The sequence below is a fragment of the Pontibacter lucknowensis genome (genome assembly GCF_900156415.1).
Lineage (GTDB): Bacteria > Bacteroidota > Bacteroidia > Cytophagales > Hymenobacteraceae > Pontibacter > Pontibacter lucknowensis.
On sequence record NZ_FTNM01000006.1, the window covers coordinates 85,965 to 110,436 of the forward strand.

Here is a 24,472-nt window from a genome sequence, read left to right on the forward strand (position 1 = left end):
CGCGAGCGTCTTCGCTCGTGTCTACTATCGTGGGGCCTCTGGCCCAGTTTTTAAAAAGTAGCGGCCAGAGGCCCCATCATGGCAAGTCACGAGCGAAAACCCTCGCGCCATAGCTCAGCAGTACCTACTTCAAACTCGCCATATCGATCACAAATCGATACTTCACATCACTGCGGAGCATACGCTCGTAGGCTTCGTTTATATCTTCCATCTTGATCAGTTCGATGTCGGACATGATATTGTGCTCGGCGCAGAAGTCCAGCATTTCCTGTGTTTCAGGTATACCACCGATCATAGACCCGGCCAATCGTTTGCGGCGGGCGATCAGGCTGAAGCCGGCCACTGTCGAAGGCTCCGGCGGTGCTCCCAACAGGATCATGGTGCCGTCGCGCTTCAGCATGGACAGGTATAGATTGTAGTCGTGCGGGGCCGATACGGTGTCGATGATAAAGTCGAAGGAATTGCGCAGCTGCTTGAGGGTAGCTTCGTCTTTGGTTACAGCGAAGTTATGCGCGCCCAGGTCCAGGGCATCCTGTTTTTTGTTTGGCGAGGTACTCAGCACCGTCACGTCAGCACCTTTGGCGGCGGCGATCTTCACGGCCATGTGGCCCAATCCGCCGAGACCTACGATGCCTACGCGGTGTCCCTCCCCGATCTTCCACTGCATGATAGGCGAATAGGTCGTGATACCAGCGCAAAGCAAAGGCGCAGTACGGGCCAGGTCCAGGTTTTCAGGTACTTTCAGGGTATAGTTCTCGTCCACCACGATCTGGCTGGAATAGCCACCATAGGTGATCGTTTTCCCATCTCGCTCAAAGCTGTTGTAGGTACCCACATTCTGCACTTCGCAGTACTGTTCCAGCCCCTCTTTGCAGCTGTGGCATTCGCGGCAGGAATCGACAAAGCAGCCCACGCCGGCCAGGTCGCCTTCCTTGAATTTCTTTACGGCAGACCCCACCTTGCTCACCACTCCCACAATCTCATGGCCAGGTACCAGCGGATACATGGCCCCGCCCCATTCGTTACGGACCTGGTGCAGGTCAGAGTGGCACACGCCGCAGTATTTTATATCGATCAGCACATCATGCTCCCCCACCTCGCGGCGTTCCAGGCTGAAGGGCCCGAGCGGACTGGTAGGATCGAATGCTGCATAAGCTTTAGCTGAAATCATAGTTTAATTAAGATTTAAGAATTAATAGTATGTTTAGTTTGGCACCTCGTCCAATGAAAATTTCGACCGCACAGGGACTGATTCATGGCACCTGAAATTTGGTTTAAACCTTACAGGCGGCTCAGGAAAAAGTTTGCAGGCACCCCTTTGGCATCAGGTTTCAGAGCAAATATACCGCCGCTCTTCGGAAATTCGTGCAGCTGATCATTATCCAGGCCATTGCGGGCGGTGGTGATGTAGAGTGTATCCAGCCGCTCACCACCGAAAGCGCAGGAAGTAGTATGCGGTGCAGGCACTTTTACTTTGAGGAGCAACTCCCCTGTTTCCGGGTCCCAGCAACCCACGCCCCCACCGCCGTAGAGCGCAATCCAAAGTCTTCCTCTTTCATCAATGGTCATCCCATCCGGCTTTCCTTCATGCTCCGGTATAGCTATCACATCCCGCTCTTTCTGAATAGTGCCTGTATCATGGTCGTAAGAGAAGGATTGCACCTTGCGGGTCGGTGTGTCAATGAAGTACATGCGACTTTTGTCTGCCGTCCAGACCAGGCCGTTTGAAACACTCAGATTGTCCAGCACCTGTGCGATCTGCCCGTCATGTTCCATGCGGTATAGCACCGCAGCCCCTTCACGCGAGTCCAGTGCCATAGTGCCTACCCAAAACCTGCCAGCCGGATCACATTTTCCGTCATTGAACCGGATATCGTCCTGTTCCAGCGGATTGGCCACCAGTGTCAGCTCACCGGTTTCAGTATTGATAAAATGGATGCCATTCTGCAAGGCAACCAATGCGCCTCCATTTACGATCGGTACTACTGTTCCAGCCCGCTCACCTACCGGCCAGACGGTGTCTTCTTCCGTAGTAGGGTCAAACAGGTGCAGTTCGCGGCCTTCTATATCCACCCAGTAAAGTCGCTTCTCAGCCGGATGCCAGATGGCTCCCTCACCAAGCGTGGCCTTGGCGTCGAGCACCAGTTCCGCTTCCAGTTCACTGTAATTTTTGGCTCTGCTCATGTGTGTTAGCTTGCTGTGGTTGAGGTATAAAAAAAGCTGTCCCCATACCTGTGTGGGTACCGGAGGACAGCTTTCGGGATCATGCTATTGGCGGAGTGACAGGATGTAACGAGCCATCTCCTTGGCATCGGCTTCGCTTATGTTCGGGTGCGGCGGCATTGGGATCTGTCCCCATGCTCCGGATCCGCCCTGAATGATTTTACTCGATAAATAAGTTACGTTTTTGTCGTTGAATTCGTATTTCTCGGCTACTTCCTGGTATGACGGGCCTACTACTTTCTGGTCCACTTTGTGACAGGCAAGGCAGTCAGAACCGGCGATCAGCTTCTCCCCTTTGGCGTACTGTCCGGCCAGTGCCTCTTTCTGCTGGGCAGCTCCCTCAGTTGCTCCCGGACCAGTTTCGGTGCCGGCCGGTGTGGTCTGTACATCCTGGGTGGCTCCTCCTGCAGGTGGTGTGGTAGCAGGGCGCGGCGGTTGCGGACGGGAGGCTACTGCTGTGGTGTCAGGCTGGTAGTCACTGTCATAGTAGCGTTCATACTCCGATTTCTGCTCATTGCCGCAGGCTGTCAGCAGCGCAAAGGCCGAAATAGCCATCAGTATCTTTTTCATAGTGCAAGGTTTTGTTTGTTCTAAATCGTGCTCTGAGAGCGCTCAGAGAATATGTACTCTCCTGAGCGCTTAAGGTTTTCAGATTTAAGGGAGCCTCCCATTCAATTCGGTTTAAGCTATATTTTCAGGATTCTATTTTCAAAATGCGTAACTTAAGCCTGCATACCCTATCTTATTCTATACTTTAAACCATGAAATTAACTCTTAAAAACGGGCTTCTGCTCCTTCTTCTGCTTCCGCTGCTGGCCTTTGGCAGCGCCCAGGCACAGAACCTCCCCAGCATCAGTTCCAAAACTGCGGGGATGAAAAAATTCCCCGGTTTCTATACCTTCTACTGGGACGAAAACAACGGTAAGATCTGGCTGGAGATTGATAAGTTCGGGCAGGATTTTCTGTATGTGAACTCGCTGCCGGGCGGACTCGGCTCCAATGACATAGGTCTCGATCGCGGTCAGCTGGGCGGCCAACGCATTGTGTCCTTTAAAAGGATCGGTCCGAAGGTGCTGCTCGTGCAGCCAAACCTGCGTTACAGAGCCATCACAGACAATCAGAATGAAGCCCGCGCCGTGGAAGAGTCTTTCGCCCAGTCTGTGCTCTGGGGATTCAAGGCCGAGGCGGCGGATGGGCAGCGGGTGCTGGTCGATGCCACTGACTTTCTGCTGCGCGATGCCCACGATGTGATCGGCAGCATACGGCGTTCCAATCAGGGCACCTATCGCCTCGACGCCAGTCGCTCGGCGCTATACCTGCCGCGCACCAAAAATTTCCCGAAGAACACTGAGTTTGAGTCGACCCTTACTTTCACCAGTGACAATGGCGGCTTTATAGTGCGCAGCGTAGCTCCTGATGAACAAGCCGTTACCCTGCGCCAGCACCACTCCTTCATCGAGCTGCCTGACAGTAATTACACGCCGCGTGAGGCTGACCCTAGAGCCGGTTATTTCGGTATCTCCTATTTCGACTACGCCACACCGGTAAACCAGAACATAGAGAAGCGCTACATTGCCCGCCACCGTCTGCAGAAGAAGAACCCTTCGGCCAAGGTATCGGAAGCTGTGAAGCCGATCGTGTACTACGTGGATAATGGGGCACCGGAGCCTATCCGATCAGCCTTGCTGGACGGTGCCCGCTGGTGGAACCAGGCTTTTGAGGCGGCCGGTTATAAAGATGCCTTCCGGGTAGAGGTACTGCCTGACACGGCCGATCCGATGGATGTGCGCTACAACATGATTCAGTGGGTGCACCGCAGCACCCGCGGCTGGTCTTATGGCGCTTCTGTGATGGACCCGCGCACCGGTGAGATCATCAAAGGGCATGTGTCGCTAGGCTCTTTGCGGGTACGGCAGGATTACCTGATCGCGGAGGGGCTGCTGGCCCCTTACGAAGATGGCAAGCCTGAAAACAAAGCAATGATGGAGATGGCGCTCGCCCGCATCCGGCAATTGTCGGCACACGAACTGGGCCATACCTTGGGCATTATGCACAACTATGACGCCAACAACAATGCCTCCGTGATGGACTACCCACACCCGCAGGTACAGTTGGACAGAACCGGCAACATCAACATCAGCAATGCCTATGGTACCAGTATAGGCGAGTGGGACAAACTGGCCGTGACCTTTGGCTACCAGGACTTCCCAAAGGGAACCGACGAAAAGAAAGCACTGGATGAACTGCTGGCACAGGGCCGGGGCCGGGGACTTACCTTTATCTCTGACACGGATGCCCGCTCTCCCGGCGGTGCCCACCCGACTGCCCACCTGTGGGACAATGGCACCAATGCGGCGGATGAGCTGATGCGCGTGCTCGAGGTACGCAGAAAAGCTCTGCAAAACTTCTCCGAAAAGAATATTAAACCAGGTGCTGCCATGAGTACATTGGAAGATGTACTGGTACCCATTTATAATTTCCACCGCTACCAGACCGAAGCAGCAGCCAAGCTGATCGGGGGCATGCGCTATACCTATGCCATGCGTGGCGATAAGCAGCTGGTAACCGAAGTGCTTGACAAAAAAGAGCAGCAAAAGGGCCTCGATGCCATGCTTCAGACGATTTCGCCGGAAGTGCTTACCCTGCCAGAGAACGTCATCACCCTGATCCCGCCCCGTGCGCCGGGCCTGGGTAACAACCGTGAGCTCTTTGCGAAAAGAACCGGCCTTACTTTTGATCCGCTGGCAGCAGCGCAGGCTTCTGCTGACTTCTCTGTTTCTTTCCTGCTGCACCCGGAGCGTGCCTCCCGTCTTGTGGAGTTCGGGGCACGGCATAACACCCTAAGTCTGCAGGATGTCACCAGTCAGCTGATCGGGCAAACCTGGAAAAGCAGACGCCTTAACGGACTGGCTGGTCAGGTACAGTTGCAAACCGAACAAGTGGTACTGAGCCACCTGCTAGCCCTGACACAGAACCAGAACGCCTCGTACCAGGCACGTGCCGTTGCCGCAAGCGCACTGGCCGACATTAAGCAGCATGTCACCAGTCAGGCCAAACGCACACGCGACACGGGCTACAAAGCGCATCTGGATTTCGCGCTGGCTCGTATGGAGAAGCCTGAGGAAGTAAAACCAACCAAACAGCTCAACCTGCCTCCTGGCGCCCCTATTGGGGATGGCGTATTTGGTTGTGAATAATCATCAGCAGGACCTAAAGTTTGGAAAACCTGTCCGCTTTAAGATAAATTTGAAGTCGGACATTTTAGCTTGAGCAATGAAGAAAGAATTGAAGAACCCGTTTGGCCGCGTATACCTTACCATAGAGGTAAATGCGAAGAACAGATGGGTGCATGTGAACTGGATGGGTTATCTAACAGAGGAGAATATCAAAACCGGTGCTCAAGCTTACACTGATGCACTGGCCGAGGCCGGTTACAACTGCGTTCTGAATGACACGCGGCTGATCATCGGCGGATGGGACCACTCCCTCAGCTGGGTACTTAATGAATGGAGCCCTCGTGCCGCCAGGGCCGGGCTGAAGTATTTTGCCATGATCACTACTCCGGAAACTTTTGCTGAATCAACTGCCGCCAGCTTTTACAATAATCTGAAAGCTTTCACGGCAAAGGTATTTGATGACAAGAATTCAGCAGAAGAATGGCTCCGACAATACTCTCTTAAAAAGTAAGCACCCTTAGCTGACATAAAACCCCGTCTGCGGTAGGTATACCTGCTACAGACGGGGTTTTGCATTTCTATTGTCAGTAATGTCTTGCTAGGATAGCGTGCTGATCAGCTGCCGGATGTCTATTTCATCCGCATAAGGCTCCAGCACTGCCATGGCACTGGCTGTTTGCTTAAAGGTACTCACAACCTCGGCCTCGGCGCCCGTCCATACCTCCACAAATGTGTGCCCCAAAGTGTACAGTAAGATCGTATACCCGTTCACCTGACGGCGTGCAATGAGGGTGCCCTCCTTTTTCAGGGCTTCGCGCTGGCTCCGGTAAGGAAGCCTTTCGAACATGGAATATTCCAGCATAATAGGATATTGCTTCGGGTAATTGCTTATATAAGGTTGAGTGGCTTAAAATGGTTTCAAACAAAGACTACTAAGGTATAGCGGCTGGTTTCAGGAAAAAAATAAAGCTCACATAATCAACCACTTCTTCATCAGAAGAAATTTCCTGCAGACAGGATAGCTAAGAGTTAACTACCAGTTCTATTCTCTTCATCTACTTAGATGACTTCATAAAGCTCACCTAATGATAGTAACAGTGCCTTTCAGAGTGCCGGAGCAGTCGTGTGTGACTACCCAATGATACACAGCTTCGGGAAGGCCATTGCCACTCCAGTCATTGTTATAGTTACTACTTTCGTACACTTTGCTTCCCCACCTGCTGTATACCTGTAGCTTAGCTCCCGCCAATGCAGGGTCAAGCACAAAATATTCGTTTTTGCCGTCTCCGTTTGGAGTAATCACATTGTAGGTTTTATATGCGCTACCCGCTTGAGCACTTTTGGCACTGCAGGGATCAAACTTCATCAGAAAACCATTGATTTCTCCCTTAGCTTTCCAGGAAAGGTGTTCAGCCTGGAGAGGTCCCCAAAACTGCCCCGAGATATAGAAGGAGCCGTTTGCAGCAAGCGTAATATTTTCGGCAACTCCACCAGCGCTCAGGCTAATGCGCTCTCCCGGGTTTCCCGCAGCATCAAAATACTGCACAAAAGGCTTGAAGTCCCAGGCCCCTGCCAGCATGAGTCCTCCGGAGGGCAGCAATTTTAAGTCCTTGGCCAGGTCATGTCCCTCTCCTGCATAGCTTCTGGCCCAGATCACAGCGCCATTTTCAGTCAGACTGGCCAGAAAAATATCTGCTGGCACTCCCGGAAACTCAACCATGCCTGTTTCTTCCAGCACGATGCCATCAAAATCAATTCTGCCCTTAAAATAGCCTGCCAGGTATATGTTTTTAGTTTTGGGATCAATTTCCAGACTCTCCCCGGCACTACTCAGCAGGCCGACAGCATTGTTAAAGCCCTTGAGCCAGAGCGTGCGCCCCTGTTTGTCAAACTTTGCAACGAAGATATCATCATGGGATTCAGGGCCTGTCGCGATACTGTGATTTGCTATTTTGTACGTGCCGATGTAAGCCCCTGTCATGTATACATTCCCAACCGCATCCAGCTTTACTTCGCGGGGATAGACACTGCCATCGTGGAAGGACCGGCTGACAAACGATACCTGGCCTTCTGAAGATAATTTGATTAGCAGCAGATCATTCCCTCTCGGATTCTGACTTTTGAATTGCTGGTTTTCAAGCTGTACTGTGCCCCAGAACTGTACCGGTAACACCACTTCTCCTTCCGGGCTGGCGGTGATGACACCCATCAACGTAGCCGAGGCGTAGCGCTCCCTGGTGAGCACCCCCTTGGACCATAGTAGCTTTCCGTTCGTATCAAATTTGCCGATGAAAGTATTAAATACACCTTCACCCTTTAATACGACTTTGTCATCTATAAGCAGTTCCTCTATAAATACGCCGCCCACATAGATGTTCCCATACTTATCTGTCGCCACGCCAATGGCGCCCCCATTTTGAGGACCGCCCAATGTTTTCGCCCAAAGCACCTGACCCGCTGGGTTTGATTTGTACATAAACATGTCAATATTCTCAAGGCTGGTAAGGGTATGGTTGCCAATGGTAATGGTTCCTTCAAAATGCCCCACCGAAATGATGTTGCCGTCTTTATCAACGATGTGATTCTCAATGGCATTCATCCCTGTTGACCCAACCTGATGTCCCCATTGGATCTGGGCCTGCAGGTTTAGGGAAAAGAACCAAAATAAAAGCAGAAGTAGAGGTTTATTCATGTAAGTGTAAGAAGTATGTTAGAGTCTGTATGTAGATGATAGCACTCCATCACATATAGCATTAGCAATATAAGCTAATATTCAGATCTCTTTCATTTTTAATAATCACAATTACAGTTAGTCCACTCTTCTTACTAAACACAAGATAAATGTAGGATTTTGACGAGTTGGATATTTACTTGCAGTTAGATTCAATACATCCTCTCACTGAACGTAAAATATTGTGAAAGCAGGAACACTCTCTTTTAAAGAAACATTTTTCATTGGCTTAATGCTATTCGCCATCTTCTTCGGCGCGGGCAACCTCATTTTTCCTTTATCATTGGGTCAGGCCGCCGGCACTGAACTTACACTTGCTATTATCGGCTTTCTGATGACAGGCGTAGGGCTACCGCTGCTGGGAGTTATTGCGATCGGCATGTCTAAAAATGAAGACGTGCAGTCCATTTCGGCTAAGGTGCACCCACTGTTTGGGCTATTGTTTCCGGTTATCATTTACCTGACCATCGGACCGCTGTTCGCCGTGCCCCGAACGGGCACAGTATCCTATGAAATCGGAATTGCGCCTTTCCTGCCAGAGGGACTGAAAACAACGGGATGGGGCATGCTGCTCTATTCTGTAGTATTCTTCACTGTCACCTACTTGCTGGCTCTGAACCCGGGGAAGGTCGTGGATCGCATCGGCAAAATTCTCACGCCGGTGCTGCTCCTAATCCTGGCTGCCCTGCTGCTTCAGAATATTATTTCACCGCTAGGTGAGATCACAGTTCCGTTGGCGGCCTACGAAGCAGCCCCTTTCTTCAAAGGCTTCCAGGAAGGCTACCTCACCATGGACACCATTGGTTCTTTTGTGTTCGGTCTGATCGTGATCAATGCCATACGTTCTAAAGGAGTAGACAGCCCAAAGCAAATAGCCAAAGTCTGCACCACAGCCGGCCTGATAGCCGCGGCCGGACTTGGCCTGGTATATGTCGGACTAGCTTACTCCGGGGCAACGAGTGTGCAGGCGATCGGGCATCTGGAAAACGGCGGCCTGATCATCAGCCAGATCTCCAGTCTGCAGTTCGGACTCTCCGGTAGCCTGATTCTGAGCGTAGCCATCACCTTTGCCTGCCTTACTACCAGCATCGGTCTGATCGTGGCCTGCTCCAGCTATTTCAATAAACTGCGCCCTTCTATTTCCTACAAGCAGTATGTGCTGGGACTCACGCTGGTGAGCGCCTTGATCTCAAACGTGGGCCTGACGCAGATCATCTCTTTCTCTATACCTGTACTGGTGGCGATCTACCCGATCGTGATCGTCCTGATTACTCTGACTCTTTTTGGCTCCCTTCTCCGCAACCGAAATGCGATCTATACCTGGTCGGTACTGCTGACAGGTATAGTGAGTGTGGTGGAGGGGCTGGGCGCCGCAGGATTTGAATTGGGCATCAGCGATGTCTTCGCGCGTTACCTGCCGCTTTACAGTCTGGGTATGGGCTGGATCGTGCCGGCGCTGGTCGGCTGCGTGATCGGCTTTGCTCTTTCTATGCGACAGTCATCTTATGCACTTGAAAACGAGTAGTCCTGTCTGTTCGGCATGGTGCTGATTCTTTCAGTTGAGGCAAAGCTTAGGTAAAGCTATATTTTCCCGTAATTTTGCTTCTTATTACAGGATTGGCGTAAAATATGGTGCTGACTTACGGCAACACGAACGCCACGAACAACATGGAACCAAAAAGACTGAATAAATTCATCAGCGACTCGGGCTTTTGCTCCCGTCGCGATGCAGACGAGCTGATAGAGCAGGGCCGCGTGACGGTGAACGGGAAAATACCGACCGACCCCGGCATGAAAGTAACGCCGAAGGATAAGGTGCGCATCGACGACGAGATGCTGCGTGTGAAACAGGAACAGCCTGTATACCTGATCTTCAACAAACCAGCCAACATGTCGGCCACCTCGGATATGGCAGTGCGCGACAATGTGGTGCGAGCCATCAATTTTCCGGCTACGCTGGAGCCAACCGCCATGCTGGAGCGTGAGGCGGAGGGTATTATCTTCCTGAGCAACGACGGCGACTTTGTGCGTGGCATGAAGCGTGCCGACAACAAGTACGAGAAGGAGTATATCGTAACCGTAGACAAGATGATCACGGCTGATTTCCTGCAGAAAATAAGCGGTGGCGGCGCTCCTGTGCCGGGCGAAGAACGGGTAAACAACTCAGTATCAAAAGAAACCCAGACGCGCTTCCGTATAACGCTGAAACCGGGAACTGACCACTACCTGAAGCGCATGTGTGAGAGTCTCGGCTATAAGGTGATGCACCTGCAGCGTGTTCGTTTCGGAGAATTCTCACTGGCCAAACTGCCATCCGGTCACTGGCGCGTACTGACGCCACAGGAAGTCAACAGCCTGACCAGCCTGGTACCCGGCGGCAAGGGAACAAGCAGCAGAAAGACTTCTGAAAGCAGCTATGACAGACCAGCACGAGGTGAGCGGTCCAGAGCAAGAGGTGGCGCTGGTAGTGCCTCTTCATCCAGAGACGGCGCTTCGGGTGCGAATGCCAGAACTGGTGCGGGCCAAGGTCCGGCAAGAGGTGGCAGACCTGGGTCATCAACTACCAGATCTTCAACCAGAGGAAGCGACAGTACCAGAAGAACAGACGCATCAAAGGATGGCTTCAAAAGAAAAGGCTCACCTAAAGCAGCACCCGGCAGAAGCGCAGCACCCAAAGGCGGAAGCAAGCGTGGTGATGCTCCAAAAGGTAGCGGCCCAAAGCGTGGCAGATAAGGTCTGATACTAAAATATTAGCAGCTGCTATACCATAAAAAGGCCCTCTTTCCTGATCAGGAAAGAGGGCCTTTTTATTATGAAGTGTCGTTGACCGTTAGGATTTTGGTGCACGTTTCGGACAGATCAAGACCTGTACCTGCAATGAAACGGTAAAGCTCTGTAGCACCACGACGTTACGGTGTAACGTCGCTACATTTAAACTCCTCAACTCTCAAACTCCCTAATCCCAGGATCCCATTTTACCCATCTGGTAGTCGCGGAAGGCCTGGTGAATCTCTTCTTCGGTGTTCATCACAAATGGTCCGTGTGATACAACAGGTTCGTTGAACGGCTGAGCATGGCCGAAGAGAATATAAGCATCCTCGGATGCCTCGACTTTCACTTCTTTGCCTTCATTGTCAAATTCTACCAGGGTAAGTTTCTCAGCTGTCTGGCCATTTACCTTCACGGTGCCGCGCACTACATAGAAGAAGATGTTGCGCTCTGCAGGGATGTTGTAGACGAACTCTCCGACTTTCTGCAGCTCAATGCTCACGATGTGAATGTCGCTCAGATTCTGGATAGGCGCCTGCACCTCGCCCCAACTGCCTGAGATCACGTTTACCCGTACTTTGCCGTTGTCAAGTTCTACAACCGGAATCTTGTCTTTCTGCAGCCCAATGTACTTTGGTGAGGTCATTTTGTGCTGGGCAGGCAGGTTGAACCACAGCTGGAGTATTTCCAGCGGCCCTCCCTCCTGCTTGAATTTATCTGACGACACCTCCGCATGGATCAGGCCGCTACCGGCTGTCATCCACTGCACGCCACCAGCCTCAATGATATCCTTGCCACCCCCCGTATCCTGGTGCATGATATCGCCATCGAGTATAAAGGTCAGTGTTTCGAAACCACGGTGCGGGTGCGGACCGAAAGGCAGTCCTCTGTTGCCGGCCTTGTATACCTGCGGACCGTGGTGATTCAGGAAAAGGAAGGGGTCGATGTACTCCACTTCGCGCGTAGGTATGGCCCGGTAGGTTACCAGGTCATCCATGGGGGCATATACTGCTTTATGTAACTTCTTTATCTTTCGCATAAGGTTAAATCTAGATCGACTGCAAAATAATGTATATACATCAATTACCCTAACACCTATCGGATTGTTTCAGATGGCTTGACATGCCTTCTCTGCTTAACATAAAAATCCCACCGTTTCCAAGACTGGATTGGGTGGGATTTTCACGCTACACTGATAGTAAGGTATACGGAAACTTACCCGATTAAGCCGCCTTCTCTTTTTTCAGCATTTTAAGCAAAGCCTCAGCCGCCGGTTCCGAAGAGGCGGGGTTCTGGCCAGTGATCAGTAAGCCGTCTGTCACAACATAGGGCTGCCAATCGTCGGCCTTGGAGTAGATGCCGCCCAGTTCCTGATAACGGTCCTCCACCAGAAAAGGAACCACATTGGTCAACTGCACAGCCTCCTCTTCGGTGTTCGTAAAGCCTGCCACTTTTTTGCCCTTCACGAGCGGCTCGCCATCCGCGCCTTTGGCCTGCATCAGGGCGGCCGGACCATGGCAAACGGCCGCAACCGGTTTCTGCTGTTTGGCAAAAGACTCAATTAAACGGATGGAATCTTTGTCAGTAGCGAGATCCCATAGCGGACCATGCCCTCCCGGAAAGAAGACAGCATCGTAGTCATCGGCTTTCACCTCACTCAGCTTTTTGGTTTTAGAAAGTTTGTGCTGCAGGTCGTCATCCTCGTAGAAGCGCCTTGTGGCCTCCGTCTGCGCATCTTTTTCTGTGCTTTTCGGGTCGATTGGCGGCTGTCCTCCTTTTGGGGAGGCAAGGTCCACTTTCACGCCGGCATCAGCCAGCGTATAGTAGGGCGCGGCAAACTCCTCTACCCAGAAACCGGTCTTCTTACCGGTGTCACCTAATTGATCGTGTGAGGTCAAAACAAATAATACTTTCATAGTTTATGGTATTTAAATGGTAACAGAGTCAAACAATTTAACCTCATTTAGCAGGCCAGGGTTTTAATTGAACAGTTCGGAGGACAGGTAGCGGTCTCCCCGGTCACAGATAATACAGACGACCACGCCTTCTTTCAGTTCGGAGATTAAGCGGGTGGCCGCTGCCACTGCGCCGCCGCTGCTCATGCCGGCGAACACACCCTCTTCCCGGGCCAGTCGGCGGGTCATGGCGGTTGCCTCCTGCTGCGATACGTCCAGTATGCGGTCGACCCGCTCCCGCTCGAATATTTTGGGCAGGTACGCCTGTGGCCAGCGCCGGATGCCGGGAATCTGAGAGCCTTCCACGGGCTGGGTGCCTACGATCTGCACAGCCGGGTTTTGCTCTTTCAGGTAACGGGATACTCCCATGATGGTGCCCGTTGTACCCATGGCCGACACAAAATGTGTGACTGCCCCCTCGGTGTCGCGCCAGATCTCCGGGCCGGTGCTGCGGTAGTGAGCCCCGTAATTGTCCGGGTTGCCGAACTGGTTGAGCACAAGGTAGCCGCCCCCCGCTTCTTTGTCGCGCACATAGTCGATGGCTGCCTCCATAGAGCCTTCGGCTGGGGTTAGGGTTACTTTCGCGCCATAGGCCTCCATGGTCTTTACCCGTTCGGGCGTGGCGCTGGCGGGCATCACCAACTCAATCTCCACGCCGAAGAACTGCGCGATCATGGCCAGTGCTATACCTGTATTCCCACTGGTGGCTTCGATCAGCTTGATTCCTTTGGTCAGTTCTCCCCTATCCAGCGCCCCTTTGATCATACCATAGGCCGCACGGTCCTTCACGCTGCCGCCGGGGTTATTTCCCTCCAGTTTGGCCAATAGTTTCACATTTGGGTTTGGAGATATATTCCTTAACTCCACCAAAGGGGTATTACCAATAAAGTCCAGTAGTGTCCGTGTTGTCATGTCTGTTTTATGCATCCTGTATACCTGTACGTGTTTATTGTCGTGATGGAATTGCCCTTTAGATTAAAGGGAAATACAGCAGGTATAAAAATACTCCTGGATTGGCATCAGGCATACTTCGGAAAGCTTGCCCTACTTCTGCCATTGAAGGGTGCTCCAGCAAAACGGAAATGAATGTAGATTACGATTACGAAGTTCAATAATCCTTCAAACAGGTATACGAAGTTAAAATGTGACGTCGCTTCAAACTTTAACTCCTCAACTCTCAATCTCCTCAACTACTAAACTCTTATCTTTGTAGTCATGCCTATCCGCAAGATCATCCACATCGACATGGACGCCTTTTTTGCTTCCGTGGAGCAACGCGACAACCCCGAGTTGCGCGGCAAGCCTGTGGCGGTGGGCGGTTCGCGGGCAAGAGGTGTGGTGGCGGCAGCCAGTTACGAGGCCCGCAGGTATGGCGTGCACTCCGCCCTCGCCTCCAAGATCGCGGCACAGCGCTGTCCGCAATTGATCTTTGTGAAGCCTCGCTTTGAGGTGTACAGTGCTGTGTCGCGCCAGATCCGCGAGATCTTTTATTCTTATACCGATCTGGTAGAGCCGCTTTCGCTGGACGAGGCCTACCTCGACGTGACCGAAAACAAGATCGGCATGCCCTCGGCTACGATCATCGCCAATGAAATCAGAGCCAAAATTCAGGAGGAAACCGGGCTGACCGCCTCAGCGGGTGTATCGTTCAATAAGTTTCTGGCCAAGATCGCCTCGGACATGAACAAGCCCAACGGCTTCACCCTGATCACTCCTGACAAAGCCGAGGAGGTGGTGGCCGCACTGGCGATCGAGAAATTCTATGGCATCGGAAAAGTGACGGCAGCCAAATTGCAGAGCATGGGTATACTGACCGGGGCTGACCTGCGGGAGCGCAGCGAAGAGGAACTGGTGCGGCACTTTGGCAAGACGGGGCGCTACTATTACCGCATTGCCCGCGCTCAGGACGACCGGGAGGTACAGCCGCACCGCATCCGGAAGTCCATCGGCTCGGAGCGCACCTTTGAGGTGGACCTGACCGAGGAGGAAGTGATGCTGCCGGAGTTGGAAAGGCTGGCAAAGGAGGTGGCCCACGACATGGAGCGACTGCAGGCCACGGCCAAGACCATCACGGTCAAGATCAAGTACTTTGACTTCAACCAGACCACCCGCAGCAAAACCTTTCTGGGCGAGATCAAGTCAGCAGACGCCATCTTCACCATCGCCCGCGACCTGCTGCGCACGCCTCAGTTGCCAGCGTACCCAGTCAGACTGTTAGGTATAACTGCCTCCTCCCTCCTCTACCAGCACGACAAACTGGAGGGCTACCAGCTGACTCTGGAGTTCTAGCATGCCTTATTTCTTGGAAACGTATTTTTTGGACAGCACCCAGCTTTCGCGATCACCATCGGCCTCGGGAGAGATCTCCAGTAGTTCTGAATAGTAGCGTTTGGCCTTTTGCTTGTCTTTGGATTTTTCGGCCGCAAGGGCCGCACCATAAAGACTATTATATCTCTTGGGCGATACCTTCAGACTGGCTTCATAGGCCTGCATGGCTTCTGCTGGCTTTTTGCTAAGCAAAAGCATATCACCCAGCAGCTCTCTGGCGGGCAGAACGGCGCCCGGCGTCACAGGGTGTTTGTCCAGAGCATCCTCCTTGTCAGCCGCTTCCCGCATCATGGCCAGCGCCTTGCCCTTGTCTCCTTTTTTGAACTCCAGCCATGCTTGCACAGCCAGGTGTTGTGCTTCGGCCTGCGATGCCCAGTAAGTGTCTCCCGAGCCGCTCAGCTGTGTCCGCAGTTTATCCAGTGCTACCAGGGCCTCTTCTGCCACAGCGATATTGCCAGACCGGGCACCTCCTATACCTCTGGCAAAGTGGGTGATCGCTTCAGCGTTGGGATAATTATACCAGGTGAAGTTTTCAGGCGACCGGACAGGCAAAGCAGCAGCCTCTTCCCACTTGCCCCTTTCCAGGGCATGGCGCGCAGGTATAGCCGCCAAAGCATAAGCCGTCGCGAAACTTGGTGCATAGCCTGATACCGCTTGCATTTTCTCTACTACTTCCTGCGCTTTTTTGTCACGCCCCTGTTGCAGGTATCCGTAAGCCATGTAATCCAACGCATGGGGATAGTGCATGGAAACGGTCTCTTCAGAAGACTGCCGGAGCGCAGCATCAGCGGAACGTATGTTCCAGTCCACGGCGTCCGTCCACTGGCCCAGCCGAACGAAGATGTGGCTCGGCATATGCAGGGCATGCGGCACGTCCGGGGCTATGCGCTCATACTCCCGCGAAACGTTGACGGCTTTGTGGGCCAGCAAGGGATTGTCATAGGCATGGATGATGTAGTGAAACAGTCCCGGGTGGTCGGGGTGACTGGCATGCAACTGCTCCAGCAAAGCACCTGCCTCTTTCTGTTTGGCAAAGGTCTTGTCCGTCTTCGGTGCCGTGCCAAGCTGCCCCAGCGCATAAAAAGCCGCTGCCTCCACTTCATCAGGATACGCTTCGTGTACCTGCTTATACCCTTCCTCGAAAGCTTTCAGCTGATCTGCGTAGCTGGTATTATTCCAGTTCTCATAAAATCGGGAAACGGCTTTGATGTAAGCTTTCTCCTTGTCTGTCAAGTTTTGTTGTTGCTGGGCGCTCTCCGCGGCTGCCTGCCCTTTCTGAAGAGCGTCATTGGAAGGCCGCTCGCCCCAGAGCGGGTGAATATAGCTCATGGCGATGCCCCACTGCGCCATGCCACAATCCGGGGCGGCCTCAGCTGCAGCCGCAAACTCCTGCTCCGCCTGCTCATACATCATGTGGTGCATCAGCGCCAGGCCGGTGTCAAAATGCCGTTGCGCCTCCTCACTGCAGGAGGTTTGCAGGTTCACGGTACCGTGTTTGGTCGCATGTCCCTGCGCAGTCGTATGCTGGCTATGGGTAGTAAAAAAGACACAACATACTATAGCTATAACAAGTGATGTTCGCATGCTGTTTATGTAAAATTGAGCTAACAAAAAGATCAAAAGCAAGGACGACGAACGCCGAATTTAAGCTGCGATACGCTTAATAGTGAGAGAGCCGGTTAAGGTATACGAGAGGTATAGCCTATCTTATTTTTTTACTCATTTTACTGTGATATGTTTATCTTTTATAGCATTGTTCTGATCCGAATTGCCAAATTCAGGTAAGCAGAGCAGTGCGATTAAACCATTCTTTTCCGGGCTAGTCTTTTAACAGATATCTGAAACAGGTATATTGTAAAACACTAATCCAAATCTAACCTAATCTTTCACCCTATTATGAGCAAAAATGTACGCTATGCCCGGCTGGCTACACTGCTTCTGGCTGGTGCGCTTGTAGCACCTCCCGCCTTTGCCCAAAGCAAGGAAAAGAAGAAGAACAAGAAAAAAGCCAAGCAGGAAGTAACCACCACGCAGGCTACCCCGGCTGTTAAAAAAGACGACAACGGTGTAAAACCATATGCCAGTGTCATCACTCCCAATGCCGTAACCGACGAAGGCCTTTTTAAGGTGCACCGCATTGACGAGAAATACTTTTACGAAATTCCAGATACGCTCCTGAACCGCGACATGCTCATGGTGAGCCGTATCGCCAAAACAGCCACAAACCTCGGCTACGGTGGTGAGGAACTCAATCGCCAGATGCTGCGCTGGGAAAAGAAAGGCAACCGGATTTTGCTGCGCCTGATTTCTTACCAGAACGTAGCAAGCGACACGCTGGAGATCTTCCACTCTGTGCAAAACTCCAACCTGGCTCCTGTTATCCAGGCATTCGACATCAAAGCTTTTAACAACGGTGCTTCGGTGGTAGAGGTGACTGACTTCTTCTCGAAAGACGTGCAGGCCCTCGGTCTGAACAAACGCCAGCGTGAAACGCACAAAGTAAAGAAACTGGATGATAAGCGCTCTTTTGTGGAGGGCATCAAGAGCTTTCCGCTCAACATTGAGGCACGCTCATTGATGACTTACGAGGCGACTGATCCGCCAGCCAACTCCAATGCAGGTACAATCACGGTAGAACTGAATCACTCCATGCTTCTGCTGCCGAAGGTGCCTATGCCTGCCCGTCGTTTTGATGAGCGTGTAGGTTACTTCACCCTGTCGCAAACCGACTACGGTACTGACGAGCAACGTGCTGCCAAGCGCCGCTACATTGTACGCTGGAAACTGGAGCCGAAAGACAAGGAGGCTTATGCACGCGGCGAACTGGTAGAGCCGATAAAGCCGATCGTTTACTACATCGACCCGGCCACCCCAATGAAGTGGCGCCCATACCTGAAGCAGGGTGTAGAGGACTGGAACAAGGCTTTTGAGGCGGCAGGCTTCAAGAATGCCATCATTGCCAAGGACCCTCCTACCCCGGAAGAAGATCCGGAGTTCAGCACCGAAGACGCACGCTACTCTGTTATCCGCTACTTCTCTTCTGAGACGCAGAATGCCTATGGCCCTAACGTGCACGACCCGCGCTCCGGCGAGATCCTGGAGAGCCACATCGGCTGGTACCACAACGTGATGAACCTGCTTCGCAACTGGTACTTCGTGCAGACAGCTGCCATCAACCCGGATGCCCGCAGCATTAAATTCAAGGACGAAGTGATGGGTGAACTGATCCGCTTTGTGTCTGCCCACGAGGTAGGCCATACCCTGGGTCTGCCGCACAACATGGGCTCCAGTGCTGCTTACCCGGTAGAGAAACTGCGCGATGCGAAGTTCACGCAGGAAATGGGCACAGCCCCTTCTATCATGGACTACGCCCGCTTCAACTACGTGGCGCAGCCGGAAGACAAAGGTGTTGCCCTGATGCCAGGTATAGGCGTGTATGACAAGCATGCGGTAAGATGGGGCTATACCTACTTCCCGGAGATGAACGGTTATGACAATGTAGCCAAACTATCGAAGTGGATTCTCGAGAAAGAAAACGACCCGATGTACCGCTTCGGCCGTCAGCAGGGTAATCCGGTAGACCCGTCTTCACAGACCGAGGACCTGGGCGATGACGCCATGCTGGCCAGCCACTACGGCATCCTGAACCTCAAGCGCATCATGCCAAACCTGATGGAGTGGACGAAGGAGGAGAACAAGAACTACGACGACCTTCAGGAGATGTACACCCAGGTACTGGGTCAGTGGAACCGCTACATGGGCCACGTAACGGCTAACGTCGGCGGGGTGTACGAGAACTACAAGACCTACGACCAGAAGGGCGACGTGTACGCTGCTGTACCGAAAGAGAAGCAGCAACGTGCCATGAAGTTCATCAACGAGCAGGGCTTTGCCACTCCTACCTGGATGCTGGACCAGAACATCCTGCGTAAGATCGAATCGGCTGGTGCGGTGGAGCGTATCCGCACGGCGCAGGTGAACATCTTGAACAATGTGCTGGAGCCAGGCCGCATGCAGCGCCTGCTGGAGTCACAGGCGGCACTGGGCAGCAAGACCTATACCTTGCCGGAAATGATGGCTGACCTGCGTAATGGCGTGTGGTCTGAAATCGGCAGCGGCAAAACGGTGGACATGTACCGTCGCAACCTGCAGCGCGGCTACCTGGATCGTATGGAGTACCTGATGAAGGAAGAGCAGCGCTCAGTCCCTAGCGGCGCACGTGCCTTCATGGGCTTCACACAGGTGAACGTGTCGCAGTCGGATATCCGTCCGATGGTACGCGGCGAGCTGACGGCCCTGCGCAACCAGATCAAAGCCTCCTTGCCAAAGACGAAGGATAGCATGACGAAGTACCACTTGCAGGATGCACTGGTACGTATTGACAACATCCTGAACCCGAAAAGTTAAATTTCCTGTTTTTGTATGATACAGAAAGCCCCGGCCACTTTGGCTGGGGCTTTTTATTTATAGTATTTGTTGAATGTTAAGAAAGATATCCTATGCAATTTCAGAACAATGGGAATCGGTGCCACAAAATCAAATATATCTTGTACCTTTGTAGCCCATAAAGTTTAACCTAACTTATGGCTGCTAAATATATTTTTGTTACAGGAGGCGTTACCTCCTCTCTTGGTAAAGGTATCATCTCCGCTTCTCTTGCTAAGTTGCTGCAGGCAAGGGGCTTCTCTGTAACAATCCAGAAATTCGACCCTTATATCAACATCGACCCGGGCACGCTCAACCCCTATGAGCATGGCGAATGTTTCGTGACCGAAGACGGCGCAGAGACTGACCTGGACCTGGGCCACTACGAGCGTTTCCTGAATGTGCCTACTTCTCAGGCGAACAATGTGACTACCGGTCGCATCTACTACAATGTGATCACGCAGGAGCGCGAGGGTGCTTACCTGGGCAAAACCGTGCAGGTAATTCCCCACATCACAGACGAGATCAAACGCCGCATGCTGCTGCTTGGCGAGTCCGGTGAATACGACATCGTGATCACGGAGATCGGCGGTTGTGTGGGCGATATCGAGTCGTTGCCATTTATTGAAGCTGTTCGTCAGCTGCGCTGGGAATTGGGGGTAAATGAAACCTGTGTGATTCACCTGACCCTGGTGCCATACCTGAAGGCAGCCGGTGAACTGAAGACAAAACCAACACAGCATTCGGTGCGTGACCTCTCCGAGGCCGGTGTGCAGCCAGACATCCTGGTTTGCCGTTCCGAGCATCATATACCTACTGATCTGCGCAAAAAGATCGCGCTGTTCTGTAACGTGAAGCAAAACTCTGTGATCGAGTCGATCGATGCGGAAACAATATATGACGTGCCGCTGCTCATGCGCAAAGAGAAGCTGGATGAGCGCGTGATCGCGAAACTCAAGCTGCCGCACAAAAGTGAGCCGGAACTTGAAACCTGGAAAGAATTCCTTGGTCGGCTCAAGAACCCTACAGCAGAAGTTAAAATTGGTCTGGTGGGCAAGTATGTGGAGCTGCCGGATGCCTACAAGTCCATTGTGGAGTCTTTCGTGCATGCCGGTGCAGCCAACGAGTGCAAGGTGAGCATCAAGTGGTTCCAGTCGGAGAACATCAATGACGAAAACGTAGCTGGCCTGCTGCAAGGTATGGACGGTGTGCTGGTGGCCCCTGGCTTTGGTGAGCGCGGCTTTAAAGGTAAACTGGAGGCGATCCGGTTTGTGCGGGAAGCAGGTATACCGTTCCTGGGCATCTGCCTGGGCATGCAGTGTGCCGCCGTAGAGTTCGCCCGCAACGTGCTGGGGCTGGAGGGCGCCGCTTCCACTGAGATGGATCCAAACACGCCATACCCGGTGATTGACATGATGGAAGACCAGAAGCAGATCACACAAAAAGGCGGCACCATGCGACTGGGTGCCTATACCTGTGAACTAAAGAAGGGCTCAAAAGCATTTTCTATTTATGGCAAGTCCAAAATTTCGGAGCGCCACCGTCACCGTTACGAGTTCAACAACAAGTTCTTAGCCGATTTTGAGAATGCCGGCATGGTAGCTTCGGGCATAAACCCGGACACAGGACTGGTAGAAGTGATCGAGCTGCAGAACCACCCGTGGTTTGTGGCAGCACAGTACCACCCGGAGTTGAAGAGTACCGTCCTGAATCCGCACCCGCTTTTCGTGAAGTTTGTGAAAGCGGCTATGAATTACACTAAATCTAAATAAGCATTAACCAACACTCATTATTATTTTCATTAGATGGATAGAAATCAAGCTATTGGCTTTGGATTGATTGCCGTGCTCCTGCTGGCTTACTCCTTCTTCTTCTCGGGAACGAACGAAGAAGCCAACACTCCGGCATTTGACCAGACAGCCAAGGTAGAGCAGGTGCAGACGGGACCCGCTCCTGTAGCCGAGGACGACTCGCTGGCACAGGTGCGCCGCGCCGCCGCGTTGGGCACTTTCAGTGCAGCCGCTACCGGTGAAGCCAGCACCACCACCCTTGAGAACCAAAACATGGTGGTGACCTTCAACAGCAAAGGTGGCCAGGTAGAGGAAGTGGTCCTGAAGAATTATAAAGACTACAGAGGCAACACCCTGGTACTGTTTGACCGCGAAAGCAGCCAGACCGACGTGCAGTTCACCACAAACGATGGTAAGAACATCCGCCTGTCAGACCTGTTTTTCACACCGTCTGAAGTGCAGACTGTGAACGTAGGCGAAGTTCCTGCTCAAACCATCACGTACCGTGCTGACCTGGGCAATGGCCAGACCATTGATCAGATCTATACCTTGTTCGACAATAGCTTCCAGGTAGGTTATAAGCTGGATTTCAAAGGCCTTGACAACCAGATCAGCGGCAATAACGTGACCATGATCTGGAACGATAACCTGAAGCAGCTTGAGAAAGACATCACGCAGAACCGTGCCAAGTCTACCATCAACTATTACACGGCTGACGAGAGCTTCGACTACCTGTCTATCTCAGAAGGGACGGAAACAGAGACGATCACGGAGCCGATGAAGTGGGTGGCTAACAAGCAGAACTTCTTCACAGCGGGTATCATCGCTGCCAACACCTTCTCTGGTGCTAAACTGGAGGCGGTGACCAATCCGGCTGACACGACTGTTGTAAAGACACTGAACTCCCAGATACTTATCCCGACGGCTGACCTGCTGAGCGGCAAAGGCGAGTTTACCTACTACTTTGGTCCGAATGACTACAAGATCCTGAAGCACATGGGCAACGAGTTCAACAAGAACCTTGACCTGGGCTGGGGCATTTTCTCGTGGGTGAACAAGTGGATCATCATCCCGGCTTTTGATTTCCTCGAAAACTACATCGGCAATTACGGCATCATCATCATCCTGCTGGTACTGTACATCAAGCTGATCCTGTTCCCGCTGACGTACAAGTCCTTCCTGTCGATGGCCAAAATGAAGGTACTGAAGCCGGAAATCGACGCCATTAAGGAGCGTAACGACGGCGACATGCAGAAGACGCAGATGGAGACCATGAAACTGTACGGCGAAATGGGCGTGAACCCGCTGAGCGGCTGTATTCCGATGCTGCTGCAGATCCCGATCCTGTTTGCGATGTTCAACTTCTTCCCGAACTCGATCGAACTGCGCCAGGAGGCATTCCTATGGGCGGATGACCTTTCAACCTATGATGTGTTCGCCAGACTGCCGTTTACGATTCCTTTCTATGGCGACCACGTGAGTATGTTCACCTTGCTCATGACGGCTTCGACGATCCTCTATACCTGGTCTAACAACCAGATGAACACGATGCAGGGTCCGATGAAGATGTATACCTACCTGATGCCGATCATTTTCATGTTCGTGCTGAACTCCTTCCCGGCAGGTCTTTCATTCTACTACTTCGTATCGAACATGGTGACTTTCGGTCAGCAGGCGCTTATCCGCAAGTTTGTGGACGAAGGCAAGATCAGAGCGAAACTGGAAGAGAACCGTGACAAGCGCAAAGAGAAGAAGAAAACCGGCGGTCCATCCTTTACAGAGCGTATGCAGGAGGCCATGCGTGCCGCAGCCGACAAAGAGCAGCAGCGTCGCAACAACCCGAAACTCAAGAAATAAGCATTCACGTGCTATACCTTACAGGAAGCCCCGAAGCAGTTCGGGGCTTTTTTGTTTGACCATCTTCGCTGCTTTGCGTATAGCCCTATACCTATATTAGAAACATGCGAAAGAACACACTACCCTACCTCCTGCTGCCACTGTCTTTTGTGGCCGTACTTGGAGCTGCCTGTCAGCAACAGACAGACGAAGAGAAAACCATTGCCAGCACACACCCGAAGCTGGAAGAGCACCTGCAACGTGACACGGTGCGCATGCCCATCACATCAGAAGAGAACCCGGAACTATACCAGCGCTACCGCCTGCGTATGGAGGCTTACCAGAGTGACGAGGCATTTCGGGTGCAGGAGACTTATAAGGGCCGCTTAGCCCCTTTGGATGAAGCTAGCCATGCTGATGTCCGACAGTACCGCTCAGCCCTTCAGGAAGGCCTGAAACAAGGTATAAACTTTGCCGGCAGGTATACCGTGGTTACCGTTGGCTGCGGCACCACCTGCCAGGAGCACTACGTGGTAGACCGGCAGGATGGAAAAGTGCTTGACAAGGTGCAGAGCAGTACCGGCGCACAGTTTAGCCCGGACAGCCGCATATTTATAGTCAACCCGCCTGACTCTTCGCACAACTATGTTGATTGCCCTTACTGCGAACCAGCTGCCTATGTACTGGAACAGGGCAAGTTCCGAAAACTGCCTCAGGGGCAATAATGATAACTAACTGCCATGCACACACTACTTTTTCTGCTGAAATTAGGTCTGGGGCTAGGACTGATCCTGGTGGCAGGCTGCAGTACTGCTCAGAAAAGTAGTGCCCAGGCGCCGGATGCTCCGCTGCTGCATTTCCAGAAAACACCCTGTCTTGGCACCTGCCCCTCCTATGAGGCGACCATTCTGGCGAATGGTAGCATACGCTATACCGGGTATAGCCATGTACCTGTTAAGGATACCGTGACCTTTACGCTGTCGCCCCAACAACTGGAGGCGATACGGCAGGAAATAACAAAGCTAAACTATGCATCGCTGCAGGACATGTACCTGACTAACTGGAGCGACATGCCCTCTACCATCACCACATTCTATGAAGCGGGCAAAGAAGTAAAGCGGGTACAACAGGAAGAAGGCGGCCCGAAGCCCTTGCTGGACTTCCAGGAGAGGGTGCATACCCTGCTCATGAACCTGGCAGAAGAGGAGGCGAAACGAAGGCTACCTGTAAGGTAAGGCC

The 24,472-nt window shown here is 52.5% G+C and carries 19 protein-coding genes; 10 read left to right on the forward strand and 9 right to left on the reverse strand.

All coding sequences use genetic code 11. From position 1 onward, the window contains the following. Positions 1 to 124: 124 nt before the first annotated feature. From BW972_RS17115 to BW972_RS17125, 3 genes are all read right to left on the reverse strand, one after another. Positions 125 to 1,171 (reverse strand): NAD(P)-dependent alcohol dehydrogenase, encoded by a 1,047-nt coding sequence (locus BW972_RS17115; RefSeq protein ID WP_007660619.1) that lies wholly within the window; start codon positions 1,169 to 1,171, stop codon positions 125 to 127. A 110-nt stretch (positions 1,172 to 1,281) separates the two neighbouring features. Continuing rightward, positions 1,282 to 2,184, reverse strand: coding sequence for an SMP-30/gluconolactonase/LRE family protein (locus tag BW972_RS17120; RefSeq protein ID WP_007660621.1), 903 nt, complete (start codon positions 2,182 to 2,184; stop codon positions 1,282 to 1,284). Positions 2,185 to 2,268: 84 nt separating this feature from the next. Beyond that, positions 2,269 to 2,793 (reverse strand): c-type cytochrome, encoded by a 525-nt coding sequence (locus tag BW972_RS17125; protein WP_007660623.1) that lies wholly within the window; start codon positions 2,791 to 2,793, stop codon positions 2,269 to 2,271. A 191-nt stretch (positions 2,794 to 2,984) separates the two neighbouring features. On the opposite strand from BW972_RS17125, the gene BW972_RS17130 reads away from it, so the two are divergent. Both BW972_RS17130 and BW972_RS17135 read left to right on the forward strand, forming a co-directional pair. Beyond that, positions 2,985 to 5,420, forward strand: a complete 2,436-nt coding sequence (locus tag BW972_RS17130; RefSeq protein WP_076423030.1) for a zinc-dependent metalloprotease — start codon at positions 2,985 to 2,987, stop codon at positions 5,418 to 5,420. A 76-nt stretch (positions 5,421 to 5,496) separates the two neighbouring features. Then, on the forward strand, positions 5,497 to 5,910 hold the full coding sequence (locus tag BW972_RS17135) for a hypothetical protein (RefSeq protein WP_007660628.1): 414 nt from the start codon (positions 5,497 to 5,499) through the stop codon (positions 5,908 to 5,910). Positions 5,911 to 5,997: 87 nt separating this feature from the next. Here BW972_RS17135 and BW972_RS17140 read toward each other — a convergent pair whose 3' ends face one another. Then, complete coding sequence (locus BW972_RS17140; RefSeq protein WP_007660630.1) at positions 5,998 to 6,261, reverse strand: hypothetical protein; 264 nt, start codon at positions 6,259 to 6,261, stop codon at positions 5,998 to 6,000. A gap of 216 nt (positions 6,262 to 6,477) precedes the next feature. Beyond that, positions 6,478 to 8,091: a T9SS type B sorting domain-containing protein gene (locus BW972_RS17145; protein WP_083674238.1), complete on the reverse strand. Its 1,614-nt coding sequence runs from the start codon at positions 8,089 to 8,091 to the stop codon at positions 6,478 to 6,480. A gap of 223 nt (positions 8,092 to 8,314) precedes the next feature. Here BW972_RS17145 and brnQ point away from each other — a divergent pair, with 223 nt between their 5' ends. Then, the gene (gene brnQ, locus BW972_RS17150) at positions 8,315 to 9,655 is read left to right on the forward strand and encodes a branched-chain amino acid transport system II carrier protein (protein WP_076423032.1); all 1,341 of its coding nucleotides are present in this window, start codon (positions 8,315 to 8,317) and stop codon (positions 9,653 to 9,655) included. 104 nt (positions 9,656 to 9,759) lie between these two features. Further along, complete coding sequence (locus BW972_RS17155) at positions 9,760 to 10,863, forward strand: pseudouridine synthase (RefSeq protein ID WP_007660639.1); 1,104 nt, start codon at positions 9,760 to 9,762, stop codon at positions 10,861 to 10,863. Positions 10,864 to 11,086: 223 nt separating this feature from the next. On the opposite strand, the gene BW972_RS17160 is transcribed toward BW972_RS17155, so the two are convergent. The 3 genes from BW972_RS17160 to cysM form a co-directional block, all read right to left on the reverse strand. Then, complete coding sequence (locus tag BW972_RS17160; protein ID WP_076423033.1) at positions 11,087 to 11,938, reverse strand: pirin family protein; 852 nt, start codon at positions 11,936 to 11,938, stop codon at positions 11,087 to 11,089. Between the two features lie 184 nt (positions 11,939 to 12,122). After that, positions 12,123 to 12,815, reverse strand: a complete 693-nt coding sequence (locus tag BW972_RS17165) for a type 1 glutamine amidotransferase domain-containing protein (protein WP_076423034.1) — start codon at positions 12,813 to 12,815, stop codon at positions 12,123 to 12,125. 63 nt (positions 12,816 to 12,878) lie between these two features. After that, positions 12,879 to 13,766 carry a cysteine synthase CysM gene (gene cysM / locus BW972_RS17170; protein WP_076423225.1) on the reverse strand — a complete coding sequence of 296 codons (888 nt, stop codon included), beginning with the start codon at positions 13,764 to 13,766 and terminating at the stop codon, positions 12,879 to 12,881. 303 nt (positions 13,767 to 14,069) lie between these two features. Here cysM and dinB point away from each other — a divergent pair, with 303 nt between their 5' ends. After that, positions 14,070 to 15,143 carry a DNA polymerase IV gene (gene dinB, locus BW972_RS17175; protein WP_076423035.1) on the forward strand — a complete coding sequence of 358 codons (1,074 nt, stop codon included), beginning with the start codon at positions 14,070 to 14,072 and terminating at the stop codon, positions 15,141 to 15,143. Positions 15,144 to 15,149: 6 nt separating this feature from the next. Here dinB and BW972_RS17180 read toward each other — a convergent pair whose 3' ends face one another. Continuing rightward, complete coding sequence (locus tag BW972_RS17180) at positions 15,150 to 16,766, reverse strand: tetratricopeptide repeat protein (RefSeq protein WP_076423036.1); 1,617 nt, start codon at positions 16,764 to 16,766, stop codon at positions 15,150 to 15,152. Between the two features lie 312 nt (positions 16,767 to 17,078). Between BW972_RS17180 and BW972_RS17185 the strand changes: the two genes are divergently transcribed. The 5 genes from BW972_RS17185 (at position 17,079) to BW972_RS17205 (ending at position 24,468) form a co-directional block, all read left to right on the forward strand. Beyond that, on the forward strand, positions 17,079 to 19,589 hold the full coding sequence (locus BW972_RS17185; RefSeq protein ID WP_076423037.1) for a zinc-dependent metalloprotease: 2,511 nt from the start codon (positions 17,079 to 17,081) through the stop codon (positions 19,587 to 19,589). 176 nt (positions 19,590 to 19,765) lie between these two features. Next, on the forward strand, positions 19,766 to 21,379 hold the full coding sequence (locus BW972_RS17190) for a CTP synthase (protein ID WP_076423038.1): 1,614 nt from the start codon (positions 19,766 to 19,768) through the stop codon (positions 21,377 to 21,379). Positions 21,380 to 21,412: 33 nt separating this feature from the next. Further along, positions 21,413 to 23,254: a membrane protein insertase YidC gene (gene yidC, locus BW972_RS17195; RefSeq protein ID WP_007660530.1), complete on the forward strand. Its 1,842-nt coding sequence runs from the start codon at positions 21,413 to 21,415 to the stop codon at positions 23,252 to 23,254. Positions 23,255 to 23,358: 104 nt separating this feature from the next. Further along, positions 23,359 to 23,958: a hypothetical protein gene (locus BW972_RS17200; protein ID WP_076423039.1), complete on the forward strand. Its 600-nt coding sequence runs from the start codon at positions 23,359 to 23,361 to the stop codon at positions 23,956 to 23,958. 15 nt (positions 23,959 to 23,973) lie between these two features. After that, a complete protein-coding gene (locus BW972_RS17205; protein ID WP_076423040.1) occupies positions 23,974 to 24,468 on the forward strand; it encodes a DUF6438 domain-containing protein in 495 nt (164 codons plus the stop codon). The last annotated feature ends 4 nt before the right edge of the window (positions 24,469 to 24,472 follow it).

What these genes read in the sequence shown, in the direction of transcription:
- BW972_RS17115 (WP_007660619.1), bottom strand. Translation starts at nt 1,171, where the DNA reads ATGATTTCAGCTAAAGCTTATGCAGCATTCGATCCTACCAGTCCGCTC.
- BW972_RS17120 (WP_007660621.1), bottom strand. Translation starts at nt 2,184, where the DNA reads ATGAGCAGAGCCAAAAATTACAGTGAACTGGAAGCGGAACTGGTGCTC.
- BW972_RS17125 (WP_007660623.1), bottom strand. Translation starts at nt 2,793, where the DNA reads ATGAAAAAGATACTGATGGCTATTTCGGCCTTTGCGCTGCTGACAGCC.
- BW972_RS17130 (WP_076423030.1), top strand. Translation starts at nt 2,985, where the DNA reads ATGAAATTAACTCTTAAAAACGGGCTTCTGCTCCTTCTTCTGCTTCCG.
- BW972_RS17135 (WP_007660628.1), top strand. Translation starts at nt 5,497, where the DNA reads ATGAAGAAAGAATTGAAGAACCCGTTTGGCCGCGTATACCTTACCATA.
- BW972_RS17140 (WP_007660630.1), bottom strand. Translation starts at nt 6,261, where the DNA reads ATGCTGGAATATTCCATGTTCGAAAGGCTTCCTTACCGGAGCCAGCGC.
- BW972_RS17145 (WP_083674238.1), bottom strand. Translation starts at nt 8,091, where the DNA reads ATGAATAAACCTCTACTTCTGCTTTTATTTTGGTTCTTTTCCCTAAAC.
- BW972_RS17155 (WP_007660639.1), top strand. Translation starts at nt 9,760, where the DNA reads ATGGTGCTGACTTACGGCAACACGAACGCCACGAACAACATGGAACCA.
- BW972_RS17160 (WP_076423033.1), bottom strand. Translation starts at nt 11,938, where the DNA reads ATGCGAAAGATAAAGAAGTTACATAAAGCAGTATATGCCCCCATGGAT.
- BW972_RS17165 (WP_076423034.1), bottom strand. Translation starts at nt 12,815, where the DNA reads ATGAAAGTATTATTTGTTTTGACCTCACACGATCAATTAGGTGACACC.
- cysM (WP_076423225.1), bottom strand. Translation starts at nt 13,766, where the DNA reads ATGACAACACGGACACTACTGGACTTTATTGGTAATACCCCTTTGGTG.
- dinB (WP_076423035.1), top strand. Translation starts at nt 14,070, where the DNA reads ATGCCTATCCGCAAGATCATCCACATCGACATGGACGCCTTTTTTGCT.
- BW972_RS17180 (WP_076423036.1), bottom strand. Translation starts at nt 16,766, where the DNA reads ATGCGAACATCACTTGTTATAGCTATAGTATGTTGTGTCTTTTTTACT.
- BW972_RS17185 (WP_076423037.1), top strand. Translation starts at nt 17,079, where the DNA reads ATGAGCAAAAATGTACGCTATGCCCGGCTGGCTACACTGCTTCTGGCT.
- BW972_RS17190 (WP_076423038.1), top strand. Translation starts at nt 19,766, where the DNA reads ATGGCTGCTAAATATATTTTTGTTACAGGAGGCGTTACCTCCTCTCTT.
- yidC (WP_007660530.1), top strand. Translation starts at nt 21,413, where the DNA reads ATGGATAGAAATCAAGCTATTGGCTTTGGATTGATTGCCGTGCTCCTG.
- BW972_RS17200 (WP_076423039.1), top strand. Translation starts at nt 23,359, where the DNA reads ATGCGAAAGAACACACTACCCTACCTCCTGCTGCCACTGTCTTTTGTG.
- BW972_RS17205 (WP_076423040.1), top strand. Translation starts at nt 23,974, where the DNA reads ATGCACACACTACTTTTTCTGCTGAAATTAGGTCTGGGGCTAGGACTG.